This is a genomic window from bacterium, from assembly GCA_030655055.1.
GTDB lineage: Bacteria > Edwardsbacteria > AC1 > AC1 > EtOH8 > UBA5202.
In genome coordinates, this window is sequence record JAURWH010000123.1 from 1 (window position 1) to 19,357 (window position 19,357).

General features: G+C 58.4%; 23 protein-coding genes. 19 read left to right on the forward strand and 4 right to left on the reverse strand.

What is annotated here, in order from left to right; all coding sequences use genetic code 11:
- Nucleotides 1–124 precede the first annotated feature (124 nt).
- From Q7U71_05835 to Q7U71_05925, 19 genes are all read left to right on the forward strand, one after another.
- Nucleotides 125–751 (forward strand): DUF47 family protein, encoded by a 627-nt coding sequence (locus Q7U71_05835; GenBank protein MDO9391277.1) that lies wholly within the window; start codon nucleotides 125–127, stop codon nucleotides 749–751.
- 10 nt (nucleotides 752–761) lie between these two features.
- The gene (locus Q7U71_05840) at nucleotides 762–1,757 is read left to right on the forward strand and encodes an inorganic phosphate transporter (protein ID MDO9391278.1); all 996 of its coding nucleotides are present in this window, start codon (nucleotides 762–764) and stop codon (nucleotides 1,755–1,757) included.
- Between the two features lie 13 nt (nucleotides 1,758–1,770).
- Entirely contained in the window at nucleotides 1,771–2,259 is a 489-nt protein-coding gene (locus Q7U71_05845; protein ID MDO9391279.1) for an NYN domain-containing protein, read from the forward strand.
- A 280-nt stretch (nucleotides 2,260–2,539) separates the two neighbouring features.
- Nucleotides 2,540–2,674 (forward strand): hypothetical protein, encoded by a 135-nt coding sequence (locus Q7U71_05850; protein ID MDO9391280.1) that lies wholly within the window; start codon nucleotides 2,540–2,542, stop codon nucleotides 2,672–2,674.
- Nucleotides 2,675–2,735: 61 nt separating this feature from the next.
- Entirely contained in the window at nucleotides 2,736–3,044 is a 309-nt protein-coding gene (locus tag Q7U71_05855; protein ID MDO9391281.1) for an MTH1187 family thiamine-binding protein, read from the forward strand.
- 121 nt (nucleotides 3,045–3,165) lie between these two features.
- Entirely contained in the window at nucleotides 3,166–4,359 is a 1,194-nt protein-coding gene (nifS, locus tag Q7U71_05860; protein MDO9391282.1) for a cysteine desulfurase NifS, read from the forward strand.
- 172 nt (nucleotides 4,360–4,531) lie between these two features.
- Entirely contained in the window at nucleotides 4,532–5,368 is an 837-nt protein-coding gene (locus tag Q7U71_05865; GenBank protein ID MDO9391283.1) for a GGDEF domain-containing protein, read from the forward strand.
- Between the two features lie 48 nt (nucleotides 5,369–5,416).
- On the forward strand, nucleotides 5,417–6,622 hold the full coding sequence (locus tag Q7U71_05870; protein ID MDO9391284.1) for a M20 family metallopeptidase: 1,206 nt from the start codon (nucleotides 5,417–5,419) through the stop codon (nucleotides 6,620–6,622).
- Between the two features lie 13 nt (nucleotides 6,623–6,635).
- On the forward strand, nucleotides 6,636–7,352 hold the full coding sequence (locus Q7U71_05875) for a hypothetical protein (protein MDO9391285.1): 717 nt from the start codon (nucleotides 6,636–6,638) through the stop codon (nucleotides 7,350–7,352).
- A gap of 35 nt (nucleotides 7,353–7,387) precedes the next feature.
- The gene (locus Q7U71_05880; protein MDO9391286.1) at nucleotides 7,388–8,029 is read left to right on the forward strand and encodes a dual specificity protein phosphatase family protein; all 642 of its coding nucleotides are present in this window, start codon (nucleotides 7,388–7,390) and stop codon (nucleotides 8,027–8,029) included.
- Nucleotides 8,030–8,097: 68 nt separating this feature from the next.
- The gene (locus Q7U71_05885; GenBank protein ID MDO9391287.1) at nucleotides 8,098–8,667 is read left to right on the forward strand and encodes a DNA-3-methyladenine glycosylase I; all 570 of its coding nucleotides are present in this window, start codon (nucleotides 8,098–8,100) and stop codon (nucleotides 8,665–8,667) included.
- 105 nt (nucleotides 8,668–8,772) lie between these two features.
- Nucleotides 8,773–10,458, forward strand: coding sequence for a hypothetical protein (locus Q7U71_05890; GenBank protein MDO9391288.1), 1,686 nt, complete (start codon nucleotides 8,773–8,775; stop codon nucleotides 10,456–10,458).
- 70 nt (nucleotides 10,459–10,528) lie between these two features.
- Complete coding sequence (locus Q7U71_05895; protein ID MDO9391289.1) at nucleotides 10,529–11,863, forward strand: folylpolyglutamate synthase/dihydrofolate synthase family protein; 1,335 nt, start codon at nucleotides 10,529–10,531, stop codon at nucleotides 11,861–11,863.
- Nucleotides 11,864–11,885: 22 nt separating this feature from the next.
- Nucleotides 11,886–12,353, forward strand: coding sequence for a transcription elongation factor GreA (gene greA, locus Q7U71_05900; GenBank protein ID MDO9391290.1), 468 nt, complete (start codon nucleotides 11,886–11,888; stop codon nucleotides 12,351–12,353).
- Between the two features lie 85 nt (nucleotides 12,354–12,438).
- A complete protein-coding gene (purE, locus tag Q7U71_05905; GenBank protein MDO9391291.1) occupies nucleotides 12,439–12,939 on the forward strand; it encodes a 5-(carboxyamino)imidazole ribonucleotide mutase in 501 nt (166 codons plus the stop codon).
- A gap of 21 nt (nucleotides 12,940–12,960) precedes the next feature.
- Nucleotides 12,961–13,848, forward strand: a complete 888-nt coding sequence (locus Q7U71_05910; protein MDO9391292.1) for a phosphoribosylaminoimidazolesuccinocarboxamide synthase — start codon at nucleotides 12,961–12,963, stop codon at nucleotides 13,846–13,848.
- A 19-nt stretch (nucleotides 13,849–13,867) separates the two neighbouring features.
- Complete coding sequence (locus tag Q7U71_05915) at nucleotides 13,868–14,122, forward strand: hypothetical protein (protein ID MDO9391293.1); 255 nt, start codon at nucleotides 13,868–13,870, stop codon at nucleotides 14,120–14,122.
- Between the two features lie 127 nt (nucleotides 14,123–14,249).
- Nucleotides 14,250–14,444: a hypothetical protein gene (locus Q7U71_05920; GenBank protein ID MDO9391294.1), complete on the forward strand. Its 195-nt coding sequence runs from the start codon at nucleotides 14,250–14,252 to the stop codon at nucleotides 14,442–14,444.
- Nucleotides 14,425–15,066, forward strand: coding sequence for a tetratricopeptide repeat protein (locus tag Q7U71_05925; GenBank protein MDO9391295.1), 642 nt, complete (start codon nucleotides 14,425–14,427; stop codon nucleotides 15,064–15,066). The genes Q7U71_05920 and Q7U71_05925 overlap by 20 nt, the downstream gene beginning before the upstream one ends.
- Before the next feature lie 112 nt (nucleotides 15,067–15,178).
- Here the strand turns inward: Q7U71_05925 and recO are convergent, their stop codons facing one another.
- From recO to Q7U71_05945, 4 genes are all read right to left on the reverse strand, one after another.
- Nucleotides 15,179–15,913, reverse strand: coding sequence for a DNA repair protein RecO (gene recO / locus Q7U71_05930; GenBank protein ID MDO9391296.1), 735 nt, complete (start codon nucleotides 15,911–15,913; stop codon nucleotides 15,179–15,181).
- Nucleotides 15,914–15,926: 13 nt separating this feature from the next.
- The gene (locus Q7U71_05935) at nucleotides 15,927–17,297 is read right to left on the reverse strand and encodes a hemolysin family protein (protein ID MDO9391297.1); all 1,371 of its coding nucleotides are present in this window, start codon (nucleotides 17,295–17,297) and stop codon (nucleotides 15,927–15,929) included.
- Nucleotides 17,298–17,332: 35 nt separating this feature from the next.
- The gene (ybeY, locus tag Q7U71_05940; protein ID MDO9391298.1) at nucleotides 17,333–17,761 is read right to left on the reverse strand and encodes an rRNA maturation RNase YbeY; all 429 of its coding nucleotides are present in this window, start codon (nucleotides 17,759–17,761) and stop codon (nucleotides 17,333–17,335) included.
- Between the two features lie 19 nt (nucleotides 17,762–17,780).
- A partial coding sequence (locus Q7U71_05945) for an HDIG domain-containing protein (GenBank protein ID MDO9391299.1) occupies nucleotides 17,781–19,357 on the reverse strand: 1,577 nt, incomplete at its 5' end.

The window sequence follows — 19,357 nt, forward strand, 5'->3', positions numbered from 1 at the left end:
AAGCTGCTGCAGACCGGGCAGAACAAGTAGCTGAATCTTGGCAAATTCGAAACCCTGATACCCCCCCCGCTGCCGCGGCAAACCCACAAATTAAAAATATCAGAATTATTAACCGGGAGAGATAATGGGATTCAGCCTGATACCCAAGGAAATACAGTTCTTTGACCTGTTCGACAAGCAGGCCGAGATCATCACCATCGCCGCCTCCCATTTCCGGGAAATGGCCGAAAAGGGGCAGTTCGACGACGCCAACATCGAAAAAATGAGCGACATCGAGCACCAGTGCGACCTGATCACCCACGACATCATCGACAAGCTCAACCGCTGTTTCATCACCCCCTTTGACCGGGAGGACATATACGCCCTGGCCCACGAGCTGGACGACCTGGTGGACATGATCTATTCGGTGTCCAAGCGGATGCGGATGTACAAACTGAACACCGTCAACAAGGACATGGTCCAGTTTTCCCTGCTGATCCAGCAGTCCTCCTGCGCCCTGGCCAAGGCCCTCAGCGGCCTGCGCCACAGCAAGCACCACAAGCCGATCCTGGTCAGCTGTATCGAGATCAACCGGCTGGAGAACGAGGGCGACCACCTGCGGGACACGGTGATCGGCAGCCTGTTCGACAATTCCACCGACCCCATCGCCACCATCAAGTGGAAGGAGACCTTTGAGGGGGCCGAGACCTGCCTGGACATTTGCGAGGATGTGGCCAACATCATCGAATCCATCCTGGTGAAGAACAGCTGACGCATATATTATGACGCCCTTCATATTCTTTCTGATAGTTCTGGCCCTGTTCTTCGATTTCCTGAACGGCTTTCACGACTCGGCCAATTCCATCGCCACCATAGTATCCACCAGGGTGCTGTCACCGCGCAATGCGGTGCTTTGGGCGGCCTTCTTCAATTTCATCGCCTTTTTGTTCTTCGGGCTGCACGTGGCCGGGACCATCGGCCGGGGGATAGTGGACATCTCGGTGATGGACCCCCACATCATCTTCGCCACCCTGATCGGGGCCTGCGTCTGGGACCTGATCACCTGGTACGTAGGTCTGCCCACCAGTTCCTCCCACGCCCTGATGGGCGGCCTGATCGGGGCGGCCCTGGTCAAGGCCGGAGCCGGAGCCCTGCTCTGGTCGGGGATAATGAAGACAGTGGCCTTCATCTTCATCTCGCCGGTGCTGGGGATGGCTTTGGGGCTTTTGAACGGAGTGGCGGTGCACTGGATCTTCCGCCGGGCCTCGCCCCGGGACGTCGATCATATCTTCCGCAAGGGCCAGCTGGTATCGGCGGCCTTTTACAGCCTGGGGCACGGCGGCAATGACGCCCAGAAGACCATGGGCATCATCGCCGGACTGCTGTTCTCGGCCGGGCTTTTGGGCAAGACCTTTCACATCCCCCTGTGGGTGGTGCTTTCCTGCCACGGGGCCATCGCCCTGGGCACCATGTCCGGGGGCTGGCGGATAGTGAAGACCATGGGACAGAAAGTGGCCAAGCTGCAGCCGGTGGACGGATTCTGCGCCGAGTTCGGGGCGGCCACCTCGCTGTTCATCTCCTCCTTCCTGGGGGTTCCGGTCAGCACCACCCACACCATCACCGGGGCCATCATGGGGGTGGGCAGCCTGAAGCGGATGAGCGCGGTGCGCTGGGGGGTGGCCGGCCAGATCCTGTGGGCCTGGGTTTTGACCATTCCATGTGCGGCCGCCATCTCGGCCCTGGCCTATGTGCTGGCCCGGATTTTCATCAAAGCCTGATGTCCTTTTAGTTATGCCGCGCTCTTTGATCATCGACGGATACAACCTGGCCTTCGCCTGGAAAGAGGTGCGGCCCCTGCTGCTGCAGAACCAGCAGAAAGGCCGGGAGCGGATGCTGGACCTGCTGCGGCGCTATAAGAAAGCCACCGGCCAGGATGTGCTGGTGGTCTTTGACGGACCAAAAGAATCATCCCAGCCCAGGCAGCAGACGGTCCAGGGGATAAAGACGGCCTATTCAACCTTCCCCAAAACGGCCGACGACGACATCCGGAAAAGGGTCCAGGCCTGCGCCGACAAGGGCCGGCTGCTGGTGGTCAGCTCCGACAATCAGGTGGCAGGCTTCGCCAAAAGGCGCAACGTGGAGACCATGGGCTCGGCCGCCTTCGCCCAAAAGGCGGAGCAAATTCTGGCCGCTTCTCCCCGGCCCGATGAAAAGCCGCAGCAGACCGACGTGGCCGACTGGCTGAAGTTCTTCAAGCGGGACAGGAGCATAGAAGATTAGGGATGATTATTATAAGGAAACCCTGCCTTCGCAAAGGCTTCGGCGGGCAGGCACGAAGGACAGGAATTGTTTTATGAAAGTTGTCTGGTGCTCAAGATAAATCAGTTTGATCTGCGTTGATAGTTCGACAGAGCCTGCCCTGAGTCGCCGGGCTGAGCAATTGCCGAAGCCAGTGTCGAAGGGCTCACTACGGCGTCTGCGTCCCGTAAAAAATCCAAATTAATTATCCAATCAGTAAAAAAACAGAACGATAAACAACTAAACTCACAGGAGCATTAAAATGGCCAGAAGCAAGAACAAGCAGAAAAGACAGAGACTTAAATTCAAAATAGCCCGGGTCAAAAAGCAGGAGCGCAAGAAAGTGCTGCATCTCACCGCCAAGTCGGTAAAAAAGGCCGCCGCGGTCAAGAAGTAGTTCCCCCGCAGTTTTTAAGCCCAGCCAGGACCAGAAATAATTTTCTTAAGGAGAGATCCCGATGCCGGTAGCAGAGATCAGCGTGACCCCGGTCGGAACGTTAAATCCCAGCATCTCCGAGTTTGTGGTTGATGCCATCAGGCTGGCCCGCAGCTCGGGGCTGAAGTTCGAGATCACGGCCATGGGCACCAACCTGGAGGGAAGCCTGGACGACATTCTGGCGGTGGCCCAGGCCATGCACCAGAAATGCCTGCTTTCCGGGGCCTTAAGGGTGTCCACCACCATCAGGATAGATGACCGGGTGGACAAGGTGCTGACCCTGGAAAGCAAGAAGGAAGCGGTGCGCAAAGGACTGCTGGGGCAGCAGTAGCCATGCCTCAACAGGCTGGGACAAGCGCTCCCGGTCTTTGGCGGCAGGTCTCTTGAGACACTATAACTGTCCTTTTTGACTTAATGAGGGAACGGCACAACCATCCATTAGGGAGGCTTATATGCCCGCTGTATATTTTGACCACAATGCCACCACCCCGGTGCGCCCCGAAGTGCTGGAGGCCATGCTGCCCTACTATCAGAATGGTTACGGCAACGCCTCCAGCCTTCACGCCCAGGGAAGGGCGGCCCGCCAGGCCCTGGAGGACTCCCGCCGAAAGATAGCCGCGGTGCTGAACTGCGAACCGGCGGAGATAGTCTTCACCGGCTCGGGCACCGAAGCGGACAACCACGCCATCAAGGGCGTGTTTTTTGCTAATGGGGCCGGCCGGCCGGGCCTGGTCACTTCCAAAATAGAGCACCATGCGGTGCTGCATTCCTTTGAATATCTGGAAAAACACCACGGGGCCAAGCCGGTTTACATCGGGGTTGACTCCGAAGGCCGGCTGGACCTGGAGGCCCTGAAACAGGCGGTGACACCGGAAACTTCCCTGGTCTCCGTGATGCACGCCAACAACGAGGTGGGGACCATCCAGCCCCTGGCTGAGATCGCCGACATCTGTCATTCCCAGAATGCTTATTTCCACACCGACGCCATCCAGACCTTTGGCAAGCTCGAGACCGACGTCAAAAAGCTGGGGGTGGACCTGCTGTCGATCTCCGGGCACAAGATCTACGCCCCCAAGGGGGTGGGGGCGCTCTACATCAAAAAGGGCACCAAACTCCATTCCCTGATCCACGGCGGCGGCCACGAAAGAAACCGCCGGGCCGGCACCGAGAACGTGGCGGGAATAGTGGCGTTGGCCAGGGCCGCCGAGCTGGCGGCCGGGGAACGGGAATCCCAGGTCCTGAAACTCTCCGGATTAAGGGAGCGGCTGTGGCAGGGCCTGCAGAAAAACATCACCCATATCAGGCGCAACGGCTCCCTGACCCAGGGGCTGCCGGGCACCCTCAACATCAGCTTTGAGTTCATAGAAGGCGAGTCCATTCTGCTGTCGCTGGACATCAAGGGCATCGCCTCCTCCTCGGGCTCGGCCTGCACCTCCGGTTCGCTGGAGCCATCCCACGTGCTGGCGGCCATGGGGGTGCCCACCGAAACGGCCCAGGGCTCGGTGCGCTTCAGCCTGGGACGGGAGAATACCGAGCAGGAGGTGGACTACGTGATCGCCGAACTGCCGGCCATGATCTCCAGGCTGCGCCAGATGTCGCCCATCGCCCCCAAGGAAAGCTGCCAGATCAACGGCAAGTCCAGTTGAATAGTTTTATGATAGATTGAAGAAAACCCTGCCTTCGCAAAAGCTATGGCAGACAAGCATGAAGGCATAAAATATTATCCGGCTTAACTGCGGTTGGAAAAGGGCGCAGGAGAGATACCACCGGTAAGGTTTTCCGACTTTCACCCGGCCACCGTAAATAACGAGGTGCAAAATGAAGTCCAAAAAAGACGGATTCACCAAGGAGATCATCGAGGTGCTGGGCAAGGACCACGGGGAGACCGAGGAGGTGATCAAACTGATGGAGGCCGGTTTCATCGACAAGACCACCAGCCTTTACGGGGACCTGATCTACACCCTGACCCATCTGCGTTTCAGCGAGGGGCAGGCCCGCAGCCACTGGGAGAACATCTTAAAGCACAAGCTGGAGCTGGCTGCCAAGCTGGGCCGCAACGTGGGGATCCGGGTCTCGCTGCTGGATTATTTCACCAACCTGCAGCAGAAGCTGGACAACCCCAAGGTGATCGAAATGGACCTCTACGAAAAGACCCTGCTCTCGGCGGTGACCGACGGCCTGACCGGGCTTTACAACCACCGCTATTTCCATGACCGGTTCGAGGAGGAGGTGGAGCGGGCCCGGCGCTACCAGCACCCGCTGTCCCTGCTGATGCTGGACCTGGATGATTTCAAAAGATACAATGACACCAACGGGCACATCGCCGGGGACCTGCTTCTGGTGGAGGTCTCCAAGGTGCTGAAGCGGGCGGTGCGCAAGGTGGACACGGCGGCCCGCTACGGGGGCGAGGAGTTCGCCATAATCCTGCCAGACACCAAAAAGAAGGGGGCCGTGATCATCGCCGGAAGGATCTGCCAGAAGATAGCCGATTACAGGTTCCCCAACCAGTCGGTGATGCCCAAGGGCAGAATAACCGTCAGCATCGGGGTGGCCAGCCTGGGCGACGATTCCGACAACCACAGCGGCCTGCTGGACAGCGCCGACAAGGCGCTTTACCGGGCCAAGGCCAACGGCAAGAACCAGGCGGTGGGCTGAACGTCTGTCCCGCTTCCCAGAGACGCGGAAACAAAGGCTGTCAACAAGATGAAAAAGAACATGAAAGCCTCAGACATCCGACTAAAAGAATACGTCATCGCCTGGAGGCGAAGGATACACGCAGCTCCGGAGCTTTCATTTCACGAGGACCTGACCTCCAAGGCCATTGCCGGGGAATTGAAGCGCTTGGGGTGGCAGGTCAAGACCGGGGTGGGTGGAACCGGGGTGATCGGGCTCCTAAAAGGCAAAGGCCAGGGAAGGACCGTGGCCTTAAGGGCTGACATGGACGCCCTGCCGGTGCAGGAGGAGAACCGGGTTCCCTACTGCTCCAAAATTCCCGGCAAGATGCACGCCTGCGGGCATGACGGACATTGTGCCATGCTGCTGGGGGCGGCCTCAATCCTGGCCGGGAACAAAGGAAACCTCAGGGGCAATGTCAAACTGCTGTTCCAGCCGGGCGAGGAAACCCCGCCGGGCGGGGCGCTGGGAATGATCGCCGCCGGCGCCCTGGAAAATCCCAAGGTCAACGCGGTCTTCGGCCTGCACCTGGACTCGTCCCTGCCTTCGGGCAGGATCGGCTTGCGCCAGGGCCCGATGATGGCCGCCTCCGACAATTTCAAGATCACCATCAAAGGCCGGGGCGGGCACGCCGCCCGGCCCCACAACTGCCTGGATCCCATAACCACCGGGGCCCAGATGGTGGCGGCCCTGCAGACCATCGTCAGCCGAAGGGTTGACCCGGCCCAGCCGGCGGTGATCACCGTGGGCAGGTTCGTCTCCGGCACCAAGCACAACATCATCCCCGAGACCGCCCTGCTGGAGGGCACCGCCCGGTCCATCGACCGCCACAGCTGGAAGATGATGCCCCTTTGGATCAAACAGATAGCCGAGAACACGGCCCGGGCCAACGGGCTTACGGCTGCGGTGGAATATGAACGGGGATATCCGGTGCTGTATAACGACCCCAGGATGATCCACTTTTCCGAAGGCGTTGTCCGGAGCCTGCTGGGGCCGTCGGCCGCGGCTCATATTCCCGACCCCCTGATGGGCGGCGAGGATTTTGCCTATTTTCTGCAGAAAGTTCCCGGGGCCTTCTTGAGGCTGGGGAGCTGCAAGGATGCCAGGACGGCCTTTCCCTGGCACCACCCCAGGTTCAACGTCGATGAAGAAGTTTTACCCAAGGGGGCCATTCTGCTGGCGGAATTGGCGCGCGTATATTTAGAGGGAATCCCTTTTGTCCTTAAAGGGAGATAGAGAAAGGATATTTATGTGGCGTTTCTTTTTTTGTTTTATATGGCTCGTGTTACCGTGTGAACTCGCGTTTACAAAGGAGAACAAATGTGAAGAGAATATTCCGAGCAGTATTTTCAAAGAATTATTTGCAGGTGCAAGCACCGGTGCACCAGGTGAGCACGAAACGACCTCAGAGTCACTGTATCTTACCGTAAAGGAGGTCAAGGTTTATAAAGACCATACTGAAGAATCGCCATTAGTTACAACTCTATCTAAGCAAAACGGACCATTTAAGGCAGATAGCATAGCTGCAGGTAAATATTATTCAGATACACGCGCTAACATTTGGTATCATATCAATATAAGTACGGACCAAGGTGGTTGGGTTAATTCGGAATTTGTGCTTGTCCCATACGATATCAGGGCCCTAAATGCAACCTTGGTAAAAGACATTTATCTTTTCACGAATTATAAAGAAGCGAACGAAGGCGGTGTGATAGATGTTTATTTAGTATTTGGTGATTTTAAGGAGTATTATCGGGTGGTCGAAAATTCATGGATGCCTAGGCAATATTACCGTTCCGACACATTGTTTATACGTTATCTGGAAAATACCAGCCCAGGGTGGCTTAGTAATAAAACAGGCAATACAATTACGGTAATTATTCACCTCCACCCAGGGAGAAAAGCTTCAATAACAAGACACATTGAAAGAAAAAATATTATCAAACGGAAATATTTAGAGTACTAGCCGGTAATAACTAATGCAATGAATATTTCAGCCTAATGCAGAACATTATTTGGTCCAGAAATAAGACCAGTAAAATAGTAATTCCCATCCTGCTTTTAACCACGGTCATTACCCTGGCCTGCAGTCCCGTCCGGCCGCGCCCGGACAACTGGGCCCAGCCGGTGAGCCTGGCCGGAGTGCCCAATCTTTTCCAGGTCAGCGAAAATCTTTACCGCAGCGCCCAGCCCGATACCCTGGGAATGAATAATCTCAAACAACTGGGGATCAAGACCGTCGTCAACCTGAGGTCGTTTCACTCCGACCAGGATGAACTGGGGAACACGGGCCTGGTCCGGGAGCACATTTACATGAAGGCCTGGCATCCGGAAAAAGAGGACGTGGTCCGGTTTCTGAAGATAATGGCCGACAGCGCCAGAGCTCCGGTGCTGGTCCACTGCCAGCACGGCTCCGACCGCACCGGAACGATGTGCGCCATCTACCGGGTGGCGGTCCAGGGCTGGAGCAAGGAGGAGGCCATCCGGGAAATGACCCAGGGCGGCTTTGGCTTCCACAAAATGTTCTCCAACCTGCCCAAGTGGATCAAGGCCCTGGACATCGAACAGGTGAGGAAAGAAGCGGGAATCACATTCATCCCGCCCCCGGCGGCCCCTAAGACCAATCCGCCCCGGCAGAAATGAACAGCGATCACCAATCCAGAAACAGGCTGAAACAATAACCTCAACAGCATTGGCGGAGGGACCATACCATCACTGTAAAACAAACCTGCCCCTGGCCCCAGGACGACGCCCAAATGGTGGAATACCACGACACCGAATGGGGCGTGCCTCTGCACAATGACCAAAAGCTCTTCGAGTTCCTGGTGCTGGACGCTTTCCAGGCCGGCTTAAGCTGGAGCACCATCCTCCACAAAAGGGAGAACTTCAGAAAAGCCTTCAAGGACTTTGACCCCAAAAAGGTGGCCCGGTTCACCCAGCCCGACATCCAGCGGCTGCTGGCCGATCCGGGGATAATCCGCAACCGGCTGAAGATCGAGGCCACGGTGAAGAACGCCAAGGCCTTTTTGAAGATCCAAAAGGAATTCGGCACCTTCGGGAAATACATCTGGTCCTTTGTGGGATACCAGCCGGTGGACAACAAATGGGAGAGCGTCGGCCAGATCCCCACCTCCAGCGTCCAGTCGGACGACATGTCAAAGGACCTCAAGGCCCGGGGTTTCAGTTTTGTGGGGACCACCATTTGTTATGCCTTCATGCAGGCGGCCGGGATGGTCAATGATCATTTGACGAGCTGCTTCCGGCATCAGGAAGTGAAATAATACCAAATGATTACCTAACATACTCGGAAACCTTTATCCGCAGATTAACGCAGATTACAACAAACCTTTTTGTGTCTACAAATATGATTTTGCATAGAATAATCTGTGAATATCTGTGAAATAGTTCGACGCCGCTCACTACAACGTCTGCGGATAGAAAAGCTTTTGGAGTATGTTCCGGAGCTGACTGGAGAGACATTTAACACCAATAGAGAAAATATCAAACTTATCCGCTCAATATTATTCTTTCTGATAGTTCTGCCGGCCTTTGGAAGCAGCGCCAGGGCCGACATCCGGAACTGGCAGCAGTTCAAGGCTTTTGGCGGCAGCACCCTGGCCGGAGAGGTCAAGACACTGATAGCCGATGTCCGTTATCTTTACGCCTTCACCGGCTCCGGCGGGGTCCGCTACGACAAGCTGCTGGACAAGTGGGATTTTTCCTTCCTGCCCCAGGCTCCTCCGGCGAACTTTCAGTTCGCCGGGCTGGATCAGATGACCGGGGATTTCTATTTCGTCTCGGGCCAAAGCGTCACCCCCTACAACTCCCTTTCCAAGTTCTATTACAGCCCGGTGATCTTTCCGGCCCCGGTGCAGGGCCTGTCCTTTGACGGGAGGGGGGTCTGGGCCAGGACCCAGTCTGCAGTATATCTTTTAGACCGCTGGACCAGAACGATATCCTTGTTCCCCGACAGCGGGGCCATAAGGGAATGGCAGGGCCCGGCCGACCTGGGACGGATCAGGACCGATGTCCAACTGCTGGGCCTGTCTCCCTATCAGATGATGGACGAATGGGCGGTAATCCATCCCATCACCGCATTGGCTTACGAGAAGTTCGGGACCGAGGCCTGGGTCTGGTACCGGGGCCTGGGGTTGTGGAAGTACGACACCTTTTCCCGCAAATTAAGCCAGGCCACCAAGGGATTTTTGGCCAGCGTTGGAGTGAATGGCATCGCATCCTACGGGAATGCAATGGTCCTGGCAGGGCAGGGAGGGATCACCTTGATCGGGGCCGATGGCGGGCGCTGGCAGCAGATGAACCGGATGTTCAACGCCGACCTGGCCTCTCAGTTGATCCTGGCGGCGGCCTTTGATGACCGGGAGGTCTTTGCCGGAACCGGTTCGGGGATCCTGGCCTTCAAAAGGGGCGACGACTTCGTCCGTAACATCACCACCTACGACGGACTGCCTTCAGACCGGATAAACTGCCTGTATCTGGAAGGCGACAGCCTGTGGGCCGGCACCGACTACGGGCTGGGCCTGTACCAGCGGAGCATAAAGACCACCACCAGCCTCTGGCCGCAGCTGGAGAACCACAAGATCTGCGGCATCAGCGCCGACCAAAGATACATCTACCTGGCCACCGACCGGGGGGCCGTGAAATTAGACCGGCAGGACAGCCTGAGGCTCAGGCATTATGGCGACCCCGATCCGGCCCTGCTGGGAGAAGCAATGGCGGCGGTCGTTTCCGAGGACACCATCACCTGGTGGCTGGGCCATGATTTTCTGCTGGCCGGAAACAAAAGGGACGGCAGTTATAGGACCTTCCTCCGTTCCGGGAACTACGCCGCCGGCCAGGGGCTTTGTCTGGCGGTTGACCAGGGAAACGTCTGGATCGGCACCGACAACGGGCTGGTGCGCTTCGTCAAAAGCCGGAACCAGTTCCAAGTCTACCATGCCGCCGACGGCCTGCTGGACGAGCAGGTGTGGTCGCTGTACTCCCTGGACGGCTGCTTGTGGGCCGGGGGGGCAGGCGGGGTCAGCCGCTTCTGCTTTAAGAACGAGGATATGTGAAGCCCATAAAGCGGCCCCGGGACTGCCGTAACCATATTTCCCAATCCAGAACAATCAACCGAACAACCATATGACCTACCAGCACGCCACAGAATATCTGATGTCCTTCCTGGACCTGGAAAAGGCTCCGGGGCAGAAATATCATGACGATGCCTACAATCTGGACGGGTTCCGCCAGCTTTTGAGCCAGGTGGGCAACCCCCAGAATTCCTTCAAGTCCGTCCTGGTGGCCGGGACCAAGGGGAAGGGCTCCACCGCGGCCTTCATCGAGAGCGGCTTGAGGGCCCAGGGCCTTAAGGTCGGGCTCTACACTTCGCCCCACCTGATAAGTTTCTGCGAACGGATCAGGATCAACGGCCGGAACATCCTGGAGCGGGACTTTGCCCAAAGGCTGGACTGCCTGAAGCCGTTTTTGGAAAAGCAGAAATTCAACACCGCCTCCCCGGCCGGGGGAAGGTCCACGGTGTTCGAGATCCTGACCGCCATGGCCTTTTTGTATTTCCAGGAAATGGGGATCGAATGGGCGGTGCTGGAAGTGGGGGTGGGCGGGCGCCTGGACTGCACCAACGTGGTCAACCCCAGGGTCTCGGTCATCACCAACATCAGCCACGACCACACCGAGATCCTGGGGGAAAGCCTGAAGGAGATCGCCTTAGAAAAGGCCGGGATCATAAGGCAGGACGGCCTGATCGTCACCGCCCCCCAGGGGGCCGAAGCGCTGAAGGTGATAATGGGCCGGTGCCGGGACCTTAACGCCCGGTTGTTCCAGGTGGGCAAGGATGTGATCTTTAAAATAACGGAGCAGGATCCGGAGCATTTAAGCATTGACCTGGGCGGCACCTTCGGCAAGCTGACCGGCCTGGAGCTGGGGCTGTCCGGGGATTTTCAGGCCGAGAACGCCGCCGCCGCCTTCGCCGCCTTAAGGGCTTTGCAGTTCCGCAACCAGCAGGTGGGGGATGCCGCCATCCGCAAGGGTTTTAAGGAAGTGTACTGGCCGGGCCGGATGCAGACGGTTTCCAGGCACCCCCTGATGATAGTGGACGGGGCCCATAACGATTATTCGGCCTACCGGCTGAAAAAAGCGGTGGAGACGCTGTATCCCGATAAAAACAGGATACTGGTGCTGGGGATATCGGCCAACAAGGATATCGGGGGCATAGTCTCAAACCTGGTCCCCCAAAGCCGGGTGCTTGTCATCACCAAGGCCAGGCATTCCCGGGCGGCCTCGCCTGAATCCATCAAGAAAGAGGCCAAGAAATTCGCGGTGCCGGTGATAGAGACCGAATCCCTGGGCCAGGCGCTGGCCCGGGCCCGGGAACTGGCCACGGCCCAGGACCTGGTGCTGGTGACCGGATCCCTGTTTTTGGCGGGGGAAGCATTGGAACTATTGGGCAAAAAAATATAAACATAAAATTTATGCGGCAATTATGAGCAGAGTGGTGGTAACCAAGGAGGGACTGGTCAAGATCAAGGCCGAGCTGGAACATCTGGTCAAGGTGGAGCGGCCGACAATATCGGCCGCCCTGGCCCAGGCCCGGGCCTTGGGCGACCTTTCGGAGAACGCCGAGTACCATTCGGCCAAGGACAAGCAGGGCCTGATCGAATCACGGATCCGGAAATTGCAGGAGGACCTGGTCCAGGCCGACGTGATAGACGAAAGCCAGCTGGCCCAGGGGGTGGCGGTGTTCGGCCGGTCGATCAAGGTCAAGGACCTTTCCGACAACAGCCTGGAGACCTATACCTTGGTGGGGCCGCATGAGGCCGATTTTGACTCGGGCAAGATCTCGGTGGAAAGCCCCATCGGGCGGGGGCTGCTGGGCAAGAAGAAGGGCGACACTGCGGAGATCAAGGTTCCTTCCGGCATCATCAAATACAAGATCATGTCAATCACGTAGGGACACGGCAGTCCTGGTCCTAACGGGAAAAGATAACAAGTAAGGGCAATTAATGAATTGCCCCAACCTATGAGGAGACTATAGCATGCCGAACCCCCAAGTAGCGGTCTTAATGGGTTCCGACAGCGACCTGCCGGTTATGGAAAAGGCCGTCGAGGCCCTGAAGGAATTCGGAATAACCCCCCAGGTCAGGATCCTCTCGGCCCACCGGGTCCCGGAGAAAGTGGCCGAGTTCACCAAGAGCGCCCGCAGCAGCGGTTTTGAATGCATCATCGCCGGGGCCGGGCTGGCGGCCCACCTGGCCGGGGCGGTGGCGGCCAACACCACCCTGCCGGTGATAGGCGTGCCGCTGAAGAGCGGGGCCCTGGCCGGGGTGGACGCGTTGTATGCCACGGTCCAGATGCCGTCGGGCATCCCGGTGGCCACGGTGGCCATCGACGGGGCCCGGAACGCCGGCATCCTGGCGGCCCAGATCCTGTCCGTCAAATATCCCGAGATCGCCAGGAAGCTGGAGGAGATGCGGGAGAAGATGCGGCTGGAGGTGGAGAAGAAATCCCAGGACGCGGAAGCAAAATACAACAAATAAACAAAGCAATATAATTTACCTATGAAAACCATCACCCAAACCAACTTCCCCGACCTCAAGAAGGTCTCCCAGGGCAAGGTGCGCGACATCTACGATCTGGGCGAACACCTGCTGATAGTGGCCACCGACCGGATCTCGGCCTTCGACGTGGTCCTGCCCAATGCCATTCCCCACAAAGGCTATGTGCTAACCCAGATCTCCAAATTCTGGTTCGAAAAAATGTCGGGTATCATGCCCAACCATCTGATAAGTGTCGACGTGGCGGATTTCCCTGCCGCCTGTCACAAGTACCAGGAGGAACTTTCGGGCCGCTCGATGCTGGTCAAGAAGGCCAAGCCCCTGCCGGTGGAGTGCATCGTCCGCGGGTATCTTACCGGCTCGGGGCTGAAGGACTACCAGAAGACCGGGAAGGTCTGCGGGATAGAGCTCCCCAAAGGCCTGGTGGAATCCAGCCGGCTGGAAAGCCCCATCTTCACGCCCTCCACCAAGGCCGAGATCGGGGCGCATGACGAGAACATCAGCTTCGATAGGATGTCGGAAATACTTGGCGGGGAGAAGGCGGAGAAGGTCAAGCGATTGTCGCTTTCGATCTACACCGCGGCCCGGAAGGCCGGGGAAGAAAAGGGCATCATCATAGCCGACACCAAGTTCGAGATGGGTGATTTCAACGGAGACCTGATCCTGATAGACGAGGTGCTGACCCCGGATTCCTCGCGCTTCTGGCCCCTGGCCGGATACCAGGCCGGTAAGAGCCAGCCCAGCTTTGACAAGCAGTTCGTCCGGGACTACCTGAGCACATTGGACTGGAACAAGCAGGATCCCGGCCCGGAACTTCCCAAAGAGGTGGTGGAGAAGACCAGCCAGAAATATTTGGAAGCCCTGAAAATACTTACCGGTCAAAGCATTTAATAAAATGGAGAAACGACCAATGCCTGCAAAGAAAACCAAAGCGATCAAAAAGGGAGCCATCGCGGCCAAGAAAAAAGCCGTCCCCAAAAAGAAGCCAGCTGTGCCCAGGGAAAAACTTGCCGCCAAGCGTACCCCGTCCGACCGGCGCCGCCTCCTGAACGAGGAAGAGTTCAAAAGGCTGATAGAGACAGGCAAGGTGATGGAAAGCGACCGGCGCAGCTGGATGGACCGGCGGAAGGCCGAAACGGCAAAGGGAAAAAAGAAAAAGGCCTGAGCCACTTAACAGTGAACACCAATACTTGTCCTGAGTATGGCTGGCTTGCACACCAAACGAATGGACGGCAAACACCAAACAGTTTCTCGGCAGAGATCAAACGCTTAATAGCGGATAGATAGACAATATGTTTTGGAAGAAAAAAGAAATTCCGCCCCAGGGCAAGGCCATCACCGTTCAGCAGGGAGTGGCGGCCAACGCCCTTTCCATCCAGGCCCTGATCAACGTGCTGGTCAAGAAGAATGTCTGCACCCGGGAAGAGATCATGGACGAACTTAAAATATTGACCCGACCGGTACAGGATGACGGAACTAAAAGATAAGATAGCGCAACTATTTTCCCAGGCCGACCTGAGCGCCAGGCAGGGGGACCGGGCGGGGGCCATCGCCAGCCTGACCGAGTTGATCGACCTGCCCAAGGTCACCCAAGAGGAACCGCTGTCACTGGAATGCGCCCACTGGGGGATGGCCGGCCTGCTGATCGCCGAAAGGGACGTCAAGCGCGCCGAGGATCATCTTAAGGCGGCCATCAAGCTTAACCCCCAGGAAGCCGGCTATCTTCAGGAACTGGGGGCGCTATACAACTACCAGGCCCGGTTCGAGGAGGCGGCCCAGCAGTTTGAGAAAAGCCTGGAGATAAGGCCGGGGCACCCCGAGACCACCCACCTGCTGGGCTGGGCGGTGTTCATGTCCGGCGACCTGAAGCGGGGGCAGAAGATGCTGGAGTTTGCGCTGGAGCTGGACGAGAACAACGTCGGGACGCTGAACGACCTGGCGGTCTGCCTGATGGAGCAGGGAAAGATCAAAGAGGCCAGGGGCATGGTGGAAAAGGCCCTGGAGCTGGATCCCCAGAATGAACTGTTGAGATCTTTCCATGAGATGCTGGAAGGGAAGACCGGGACGGTCAAGAACAAGAAAAAAGGGCAGAACAAAAACCATAAATAATGATCCACATCAAATCCATAGCCCATACATTAATGTATGGGCTATGGATGCCCAACGACAAGCCCCCCGCCAACGGCGGGGGGCTTTGTGCTTTATACAACATTATTTGAATTCAGTTCCGGGGCAGGTACTTGAACGACACCAGCCGGGAATGCCCGGAAAGGTGGTGGTTGATGAACTCGGCCAGCAGCCGGATCAGGAACAGCGAATCGGCGGTATCCATCGGCGGCAGGTAATCATGCTGCTGCCAGAAATCAAGTCCCTTCAGCACCGGCCGGGTCAGGGCCACCGATTCCCCGTGCTTTTTGCAGCAGCCGGGGCAAAGCAGCCCCCCCAGCGAAAGGGAGAACAGGAACAGTTCATCCCGGGCCGTCTTCCGGCAATCCAGGCAGCGGTCCAAAACCGGGTGGTAGCCCAGGTTGTTGATGGAGGCCAAACAGAACTCGGCCAGAGGATGCTGGGGGCCGGGGCTGTGCTCCAGCGCCTTGATCAGCACCAGCAGATTGTTGAATAGGGCCAAATTCGGGGATTCCAGATCGGTGGCCCGGTAGGCCACTTCCAGGGCCGGGGCCAAAAACCCCAGGTTCTCCGTCCTGCAGGCCTGGCCGGGGTAAAAAACCACCGAGGCCTCGGAGGCGGTGTGGATCTCGGACCGGATGCTGCGGTAAAAAACTACCTGGGATAATGTCCCGGGATCGAAAGCCGCCCCGAACTTGCTTTTGGTGCGGCGGACGCCCTTGGCCATGAACTTCATCCGGCCGAATTTCCGGGTAAAGGCGTGGACGATCCGGCTGGACTCGGACCAGTTCTGGGTCTTGAGGATGACGGCTTCGGTGCGCTGGATCATTGGTTCTTGCCATTCATTCTGTGGGAGTGCTCTGCCCGGCGCCGTCCGGCGGGCCGGCCTTGGAAGACAGTTTGACCAGCCGCCTGGCCCGGACCGCCATGATCCTCCGCTTGCGCACCGCCTCCACCGTGAACTCCCAGGCCGGCTGGTCTTTAGGCCATTTGAGCTTTTCCCCGGAGGACGGCACCTTGCCGGCGATGTCGTAGATGAAACCGCCCAGGGTCTCAAAACCCTCGGTGGGAAAATCGGAGCCCAGGGCTTCGTTCAACTGCTCGATGTCTATCCGGGCGTCGATGCGGTAGGACCTTTCGTCGATCTTGCGGAACAGCGGCTCCTCGGTGTCAAACTCGTCCCGGACCTCGCCCACTATCTCCTCCAGCACGTCCTCCAAAGTGACCATCCCGGCGGTGCCGCCGTACTCGTCCACCACTATGGCCAGGTGGGTCTTCCAGGACTGGAACTCCTGCAGCAGGCCGTCCAGCTTCTTGGACTCGGGCACAAAATGGGCGGGGCGGGCCAGCTCGTCCACCGGCTGGTTCTTGACCCCCGAGCGCAAAGTCTTGTTGATGTCGGTGGCGTAGGCTATCCCCACGATGTTGTCGATGGTCTGGCGGTAGACCGGGATCCGGGAGTGCCCGGCCTTCTCCATCAGTTTGACCGCCTTGAAGATGGGAAGGTCCGAAGGGGCCGCCACCATGTCGATCCGGGGCACCATGATCTCCCGGGCGGTCTTGTCCCCCAGCTCAAAGATTCCGTGGATCATCTCGGTCTCGCTGCTGTCCAGCACCCCCTGCTCGTGTCCGGCCGAAAGCAGGGCCTTTATCTCGTCCTCGGTGATCTTGGAGGAAAGCTGGGCCTTTTTGATCCCGAAGAAGGAGAGGGTCAGGTCGGTGGAGCGGGTCAAAAGCCAGATGGCCGGCCGGGCCGCCGCCGCCACGAATTCCAGGGGCCTGGCGGCCAGCAGGGTGATGAACTGGGAATGCTTGAGGGCGATGTTCTTGGGGGTCAGCTCGCCCAGGATGATGGTGAAGAAGGAGACCACCGCGGTGACCAACGCCAGGGCGATGGGATGGCTGTTTTTGGCAACAAAGCCCAGGGGAACGCCTTCCAAGGCCTGGGACACCAGCTTGTAGCTGGAGACGGCGGCCACGGCCGAGGCCAGGAAGCCCAGGAAGGTGACGCCCATCTGAATGGTGGCGAACAGCCGGGAGGGGTCCTCCAAAAGCCTTAAGGCCGACTTGGCCCTCAGGTCCCCGCGGTGGGCCAGCTCCTTAAGGCTGCTTTTGCGCACCGTGATCAAGGCGATCTCGGAGGCGGACAAAAGACCGTTGAAAAATATCAGCGCCGCGATCAGCAGAAGTTCGCCCCAGATGGAAATTTCCAAAGTTAAAGCACTCCCTTTTGTTTCAAGTTGCGGGATCAATTCCCGTAAAGATAGAATTCTTCCCGGCCCCGCATTTTGGGGGCCTGGCCGGGTTTGACATGGTCGTATCCCAGCAGGTGCAGCACCCCGTGGACCGCCAGCCGTTTGATCTCCTCCCCGGCCGTGACCCGGTATTCACGGGCCTGGCGCCGGGCCCGGGGCAGGGAGATGAAGACATCGCCCAGTTCCTTTGCATTGTACCGGGAGTCAGCCCCTTCGGTCATGGCGAAGGAGATGACGTCGGTCACCCGGTCCCTGCCCCGGTAGCGGCGGTTGAGCCGGCGCAGGCGGGCGCTGTCGGTGAAGATCACGGTCAGGTCGCAGTCCGGACGGGACTCATCCTTCAATATCCTTTCTAACAGGGCCTTCAGGCTGGAAGGTTTGAAATCCCGGACGGGAACCAGATGCTCAAAATGTACGGGCATATGAAATACGGCAATATTATCAGCGCGGTTTTTCTTCCAGCATGCTGGTCTGGGGATATTCTATCCGGGGATGGAAGACCGCGGTCAGCACCGGCATGAAGGCCTCCCCGGTCAGGTTCAGTTCGTGCAGGGTCAGGTTGGATTCGTCCAGCTCCAGCTGGTTGGCTTTCTCGGCGATGATGGCCCGGACCACCTTGCGCACCCGCTTGGTGCTGTGGTCCTTGAGCGACCGGACGGTGGCCTCCACCACGTCGGCCAGCATCACCAGCCCTATCTCCTTGGACTGGGGTTTTGGCCCGGGATAGCGGAAGTCCGATTCCAGCACCCCGCCTTCGCTGGACTGGATGGCCTTGAGGTAAAAATACTTGGAAAGGGTGGTGCCGTGGTGCTGGGCGATGGCGTCCACTATCAGCTGGGGCAGGCGCTGCTGCCTGGCCAGCTCCACCCCGTCCTTGACGTGGGAGACCAGTACCAGGTGGCTGACCTTGGGGGCCAGTCCGTCGTGGCGGTTGACCCCGCTGTTCTGGTTCTCGATGAAATAGTCCGGCTTGGCCAGCTTGCCGGCATCGTGGTAGTATCCCATGATCCGGGTCTGGAGGCTGTTGGCCCCGATGGCCAGGGCGGCGGCCTCGGCCAGGTTGCCCACCAGCAGGCTGTGCTGGAAGGTTCCCGGAGCCTCCAGCGAGAGCCGCTTCAGCAGGGGCTGATCGGGGTCGGCCAGCTCCAGCAGGCTGTAGTCGGTGGTGGCCCTGAAGACGGTCTCCAAGACCGGCAGCAGCACCAGGGCCAGCACCACGGAGAGGGCGGCGTTGGCCGGGCCCAGCGCCAATGCCTGTTTGATCTGCCCGGCCGGGGCCTGCCTCAGGTATTCCACCGCGGCGATGGCCAGGATGTTGATCAGGCTGATGGCCAGAAAACTCTTGACTATGAACTTAAGCCGGCCCCGCAGGTCCCTGGCGGCGAAGGCCGCCACAGCGCCCGAGGCCAGCATCACCACGGTCAGGGGGAAGTTGAAACCGGTGACCACTCCCAAAAGCAGGCTGCCGGTGATGGCCACCACCGCCCCCAGGGTGACGTCGAAGATCAGACCGATGATCAGCGGGCCCACCGCCGCCGGGATCAGATAAGGCGAGAGCCGCTGCTGGCCCAGTACTATCCATCCGCCCAGCATGGTCAGCAGGATCACTACCGCCAAAAGCAGCAGATGGGAATCGTTGTTGAATATCTCGGGCCGGAAACGGTAGAGGTAGATTATCAAAATCCCCAGGAAGAATCCCAAAGCCAAAAGCCTGGAGAGCAGGGTCAAAAGGTAACGCCAGCCGCCCTGGCGGGAAACCAGGGCGATCTCGTCCAGGCGCACCTTAAGGGAGTAGAGCTTTTGGGCGGCCGGGGCGTCTATCACCTGATAGGCCGCCACCAGGCGCTCCCCCTTGGCCGCCTGCCCCACGGCCAGGGACACATTGTGGCGGGCCAGCGCCCGGGCATTGTTCACCTCATCCAGATCCAGGTTAAGATTGGGCACCAGCAGGCCGGAGGCCGCCTCGGCGGCGGCCTGGGCCAGGGGGGCCGACTTTGGGAAAGCCTGTTCGGCCTTGA